Origin of the sequence: Pseudomonas sp. OA65, from assembly GCF_017498305.1 — a bacterium.
Lineage (GTDB): Bacteria > Pseudomonadota > Gammaproteobacteria > Pseudomonadales > Pseudomonadaceae > Aquipseudomonas > Aquipseudomonas zanjanensis.
In genome coordinates this window covers 59,496-65,664 of the sequence record NZ_JAGDEZ010000034.1, presented here as the reverse complement: position 1 = coordinate 65,664, position 6,169 = coordinate 59,496, and the positions used below count along the sequence as shown (strand labels likewise).

The 6,169-nt window shown below is 63.0% G+C and carries 4 protein-coding genes; 3 read left to right on the top strand and 1 reads right to left on the bottom strand.

Going from position 1 to position 6,169, the window contains the following annotated elements; all coding sequences use genetic code 11:
* From J3361_RS22990 to J3361_RS22980, 3 genes are all read left to right on the top strand, one after another.
* A partial coding sequence (locus J3361_RS22990) for a hypothetical protein (protein ID WP_207966453.1) occupies positions 1 to 208 on the top strand: 208 nt, incomplete at its 5' end.
* 108 nt (positions 209 to 316) lie between these two features.
* A complete protein-coding gene (locus tag J3361_RS22985; protein ID WP_207966452.1) occupies positions 317 to 904 on the top strand; it encodes a YecA family protein in 588 nt (195 codons plus the stop codon).
* Between the two features lie 8 nt (positions 905 to 912).
* Positions 913 to 1,308, top strand: coding sequence for a YbaN family protein (locus J3361_RS22980; RefSeq protein ID WP_207966451.1), 396 nt, complete (start codon positions 913 to 915; stop codon positions 1,306 to 1,308).
* Positions 1,309 to 1,565: 257 nt separating this feature from the next.
* Here the strand turns inward: J3361_RS22980 and J3361_RS22975 are convergent.
* Positions 1,566 to 6,169: VCBS domain-containing protein (locus J3361_RS22975; RefSeq protein ID WP_207966450.1), on the bottom strand; the 4,604-nt coding region annotated here is incomplete at its 5' end.

Sequence of the window (6,169 nt, the reverse complement as noted above, 5' to 3'; positions counted from 1 at the left end):
AAAAGCCGTGATCGTCAGCTTAGAGTCTTACAGCGTAAGGCTACAAAGCTGGGTGTTCGATTGGTCGCGGCTTAAAAAGCTTTGGAGAACAAGGGGATGGATTTTGTTTGATGAGAGCTTGCTCCCGGTGGGTGGCGAAGCCGTCCCCAAAAACAGGGCCGCTGCGCGCCCCAGCGGGAGCAAGCTCCCTCGCCACAAACCGCCCTGACTTTGAGTCAAGCCCGGCCAACAACAAGGCAAATCCACCACGCGGCTGGCCTGGGCGCTCAAGAAGGCCTAGAATTCCCGCATTGTTTATTCCCCAAGGTAGCCCGTAATGTCCTTCGCTGAGCAACTGACCCGCCTGCAAGTCTTCCTCGACGCCGATGAGCTGCACGACGAAGCGCTGGACTACGTGGCCGCTCATGGCTACTTGACCGCCCTGTCCATCTGCGCAGAAACAGTGCCGGACCGTGAGTGGATCGACGCCCTGTTCGCCGAAGAGCCGCATTACAGCGACGAAGCCCAGCGCGCCGAAATCGAAGCCACGCTGGTCGGCCTCAAGGCCCATATCGCTCGCCAACTGGCTTCCGACGAAGAATTCGAACTGCCCTGCGAACTGGACCTGGGCGATGACCCGGACGACTCCGAACTGCGTGGCTGGTGCATCGGTTTCATGGAAGGCGTGTTCCTGCGCGAAGCCGCCTGGTTCGAAACCGCCGAAGAGGAAGTCAGCGAAATGCTGCTGCCGATCATGGTGGGTTCCGGCCTGTTCGACGAGCAACCGGAGTTTTCCGACATCGCCGCCGACGCGAACCTGATGGACGACATGATCGTCCAGATCCCCGAAGCCCTCACTGCCTTGTACCTGCTGTGCAACGCCCCGGACGAGAAACCGGCGATCCTCAAGCCTCGCCACCACTGAGTGACCGGGTGCCCTCGCCCGTCGGCAACCGCCCGCTGATCCTGCGTTACGCTCTGCTGGCCATCGGCTGGCTGAGCGTGGTGCTGGGGGTCATCGGCATCTTTATTCCCGTCCTGCCCACTACCCCCTTCCTGCTGCTGGCCGCGGCCTGCTTCGCTCGCAGTTCACCGCGCTTCTACCAATGGCTGGTAGGGCATCCCCACCTGGGCCCGTGGATCCGCGACTACCTCAGCGGCAACGGCATCCCGCTCAAGGGCAAGGTCTATGCCATCGGGCTGATGTGGGCCAGCATCCTGTTGTCCTGCTATCTGGTGCCATTGCCATGGGCGCGGGGGTTCATGCTCACCAGTGCGGTGCTGGTGACGGTTTATATTCTCAGGCAGAAAACGCTGCGCAAATCCTGAATATCTAGCGTGGCGAGGGAGCTTGCTCCCGCTGGGTGGCGAAGCCGCCCCTCTCAGGATTAACTCAATCTCCCAGGCATTGCGCGCCAGGCCTTTTGCGGCTGCTGCGCAGCCGAGCGGGAGCAAGCTCCCTCGCCACAAGGGTCTGTGTGCATTCAAGTAGCGGTGGGGCATCCCCATTTATCTTCACTAACATGAACAAAACCCGCCACATCCAAACCGGACATGGCGGGTTTGTCATTTCAGCTCAGCTCACGTCACACCGTATCCACCTTCAACGAATGATCATTCAGCATCCCATTGATGATGGTCGCCGTGTCCGCACCGCCGATGATTCCCCCCGCGCCCGGCGTGACGCCGTAATGACTGGCCAGGTTGACGCCGGCCAGGTCGATGGTCTGGTTCGGCGTGGCGCCGGCAAGGGCGCTGATGTCGATGCTGGTGGTCACCGACCCGCCGCTGTCGCTGATGGAGAAGTGCAGGTAGTCATCCAGTGACGCCGCGCTGCCATTCTCCCCTTGCAACAGCTGGGACAGATCAAGTTTGTCGACACCAGGCGCGAAGTCGGTGATCACGTCGTGGCCGCTGTTGCCCGCCTGCCATTGGAAGGTATCGGCGCCGCTGCCGCCGGTCAGGGTGTTGTTGCCCAGGCCGCCGATCAGCAGGTCATCGCCACCTGCGCCATTGAGCACGTCATGGCCCAACCCGCCGTCGATGCGATTGCTGGCACCGTCGCCGGTGAGGGTGTCGTTGAAGTTCGAGCCCACCAGGTTTTCGATGCCTGCCAATGTATCGGCGCCGGCGCCCTGGGTGTTCTGCGCCGCCAGCAGGCCCAGGTTCACCGTGACCGCCGAGGTGGCGTGAGCGTAGCTGGCGGTGTCGTTTCCGCTGCCGCCATCGAGCAGGTCATTGCCCGCGCCGCTGTAGAGCACGTCATCGCCTGCGCCGCCCTGCAAGGTGTTGTTGCCCGAACCGGCACTGAGGGTGTCGTTGCCGTCCCCCGCATTGAGGACATCGTCGCCATTGCCGGCCAACAGTACGTCGTTGCCACTGGTGCCCGTCAGGGTGTGGCCCGCCTGATAGCTGATGCCGACCGAGGCGCTGTCACTGCCGCCGTGGTTGTCGCTGGCGGTGTAGCTGCCATGGTAATCCGCGGCCTTGTCCTGCGCCCCGGCATAATCGACGGTCAGAGTCAGTTGATAGTTTTCCGCAGCGTTGGCGTTGCCGCCGCCGGGGTTGGCGATGTTGGTGACGTGGATCTGATAGTTGCCATCCGCCGCCGCGGTGAAAGACGCGCCGTCGTTGATCGCGATGAACGGTCCGCCGTTGAGCGAATACTCCATCGCAATGCGACCGGCCGACAGGTTGTGGTCCAGGGTGAGGGTTTCGCCCTGTTTGAGGCTGATGTTGAGCCGGTCTTCGTCGTTGACGTTGTTGTTGGAGACCATTCCCAGTGCACCGCTGACCACCAGCATCGCCGTCATGCTCGCGGTATTGGCGACGAAGGCACTGCGGCTGAGGTTGATCGACTGCACGTTGCTGCCGGTGAAGCTGGCCGTGCCGATGCTGCCGGTGAAGTCTGCGCCCTTGGCGAGCCAACCGGTATTGAAACTGGTCGGCGAAGCCGTGAGCGGATCACCGTTGGCGTCGCTGTCGTTACCCAGCAGCAACTCACCCGGAATCACAATGTTGCCCGACAGCACGTTGGTGATGACGTTGTCATCGACAGCTATCGGCGGGCTGTTCGGAACGACTTTGATCACCAGGTTGGAGCTTGCCAGGTCGCCGTCGTTATCGCTGACGGTGTAGCCGATATGCTCAGTGATCAAGGTATGGGTGACGGTCTGGGAGGTATAGCTGAACGCACCGGTATCCAGGTTGACCACCAAGGTGCCGTCGTGGTCGGTGGCGATGCTCAGCGTATTGGTGGCGGTATTGAAGGAACCGTGGTTGAGCCCGCCGCTGGCGGTCAGTGCACCATGGCCACCGTTGGCCGCCGGGTCGTAGCTGTACGTGGTGCCATCGACCACCAGACTTTTGATAAACCCGCCATCGGCGCCGAACGAACCGCCCTCGCCCAGCAGGTTGCCGGTGACCGGCGCGCCTTGCACGGTGCCGGAAAGCACCGAGTTGAGCTGGTTCAAGTCGGTGACCACCACCGCGTTGGTGTTGGTATGGGCACTGCCGTCGTAGGCCAGCGGGTCGAGATGGGCGTTGCTGACGCCGCTGCCCAGGCCGATGGCGTAGTTCTTGATGCCGTTGGCGTCGAGGAAGGCTTTCCACGCGGCTTCGTCCGCCGTGCCGATTGCGCCCAAGGTCGGCTTGCCGTCGGAGAAGAAATAACCAACGTTCTGTGCGCCGGTCAGTTGGCCGGAATTGGCGAACGCCGTCTTGGCCGTCGCCACGGCCGCATCATAATTGGTATCGCCGTGGGCGCTCAGCGCGGAGATCAGCGTCTTGGCCGTTGCCACATCCACCCACATGCCGCTCTGGTCGGTGGCGCTGCCGCTGAACGTCACGAGCTGGACTTTCACATCACCCAAGTCATCGTATTTATCGAGCAAGGCGCTGATTGCCTGTTTCGCCAGGTCCATCCGCGAGAGCCCCGACACGCCGGAGGGGTCTTTCATGCTGCCGGAGACGTCGAGCACGATCAGCAGGTTCGAATCGATCTCCACCGCCGTGACCGAACGCTCGGACGCAACGGCCTTTGGCACGTCATCGACGATACTGACCACCAGGCTACCGGTGGTGCTGTTGCCCAGGGAGTCCGTGGCCTGGTAGGTGAAGCTTTCACTCAGGGCATTCGGGCCATCGTTGGCGTGGGGCGTGGTCGAGACCGGCGAGGTCAGGGTGTAGGTGTACGAACCGTCGGGGTGAAGCTGCAACTGGCCATAGGCACCGGTGGCGTTGCCCACCAGGGTGAAGGTGACGGCGCCGGTGGCACCGCTGACCGAACCGACCAAGGTCCCGCTGGCGGTCTCGCTGGTGGCGCTCGGCTCGCTGCCGGTGACGCTGCCGGGGGCCAGGTCCTGGCCATCCTGGTTCAGGTCGAGGGCTTTTTCGTAGACGGTAATGTCGTGGTCGGTTTCTGCGACGAGGCAGCTGTTGTGTACATCAATGGTGACGGTCGTGGTGCTTTCATCGCCATCGGCGTCGCGCACGGTGTAGGTGAAGACATCCGTCGCGCCCGCTGCACCAACCGCGTCGGGATTGCTGTGGTAGACCGCGTTGCCATTGGCGTCCAGGGTCAGGTAGCCATAGGTGCCGTTGATCTGGGTGTTGAGGCCGCCGATGGCAGGGTTCGAGGTGTCGTTGCCAGCGCGCACGCCGATGACTGCGCCGCCGTCGGCGCCGAGTACGTCGTTGTCCAGCACGTTGCCATTGACCGTCCCGCCCTCCACCACCGAGGCAGCGTCGCAGTGAGCCTTGGGCACGTCGTCGACAATGTCGATGACGATGGTGCTGGTGACCGTGTTGCCCAACGAGTCCGTGGCCTGGTAGGTGAAGCTTTCGCTCAGCGCATTCGGGCCATCGTTGGCGTGAGGCGTTGTCGTGGCCGGCGTGGTCAGGGTGTAGGTGTAGGAGCCGTCGGGCTGTAGCGACAATTGACCGTAGGCACCGGTGGCGTTGCCCACCAGGGCGAAGGTCACTGCCCCCACGGCGCCGCTGACCGAACCGACGAGGCTGCCGCTGGCGGTCTCGCTGGTGGCGCTCGGAGCGCTGCCGGTGACGGTGCCGGGGGCCAGGTCCTGGCCGTCCTGGTTCAGATCGAGGGCTTTTTCGTAGACGCTGATTTCCTGGTCCGGTGTGGCGACGAGGCAGCTTTCGTGGACATCGACGGTGATGGTGGTGGTGCTTTCATCGCCATCGGCATCGCGCACGGTGTAGGTGAAGACATCGGTCGCGCCCGGGGCGCTGACGGTGTTCGGGTTGCTGTGGTAGACGGCGTTGCCGTTGGCGTCCAGGGTCAGGTAGCCGTAGGTGCCGTTGATCTGGGTGTTCAAACCGCCAATCGCCGGGGTCGAGGTGTCATTACCGGCGCGCACGCCGATCACGGCACCACTCGCGGCCGGCCCGTCGGCACCACCTTCGTCGTTATTCAGGACATTGCCACTGACCGTCCCGCCCTCGTCCACCGAGGCGGAATCAGCATGGGCGGTCGGTAAATCATCGACGATATTCACGTCGAGGTTGCCATTGGCGGTGGTGCCGTTGTCATCGGTGGCGACTACGGCGAATTGCTCGCTGAGGCTGTTGGCGCCGTTGGCGTTTGGATGGGCTTCGTTGTCGAGAAGCGTGTAGCTGTAGCTGACCACGCCGGTATTGGCGTTGAAGCCGGTGATGGTCAGGGTGTTGCCCAGCGCGGTGGTAATCGATTGTGGGAAACCCGCCGCCACACCGCCCGTCACCACATTGATCCCGCCTACGCTCAGGGTCTGCACACCGTCCAACGCCGTCACGGTGAAGGTGCCGCTTTGAGTCAGGGCCGATGCATCCGGGCTGCTGCCGTCGCTGAGATTTTTTTCCTGCAACGACAGCTCGCCGCCTTCGGTGTCGAGGCCGGTGATGATCACCGGGTCGTCGTTGTTGTGGACTTGCAGAACCAGGTTCGCGGTGCTGGTGTCGCCGTCGGCGTCGGTCAGGGTGTAGGTGAAGGTTTCGCTGCCATTGCCACCGCCATGCAAACCCTTGAAGTCGGCGTCGGCGGTGTTGAGGGTGTAAGTGTAGGAACCGTCGGCGTTGAGCACCAGGGTGCCGTAGGTGCCGGTGAAGGTGCCGGGGGTGATTGGGCCGGAGGCCACAGGGTCCGCACCTTGGGTGTCGTTGGTCAGCACGCTGCCGGTCAGGGTCAGGTTGG

What these genes read in the sequence shown, in the direction of transcription:
- J3361_RS22985 (WP_207966452.1), top strand. Translation starts at nt 317, where the DNA reads ATGTCCTTCGCTGAGCAACTGACCCGCCTGCAAGTCTTCCTCGACGCC.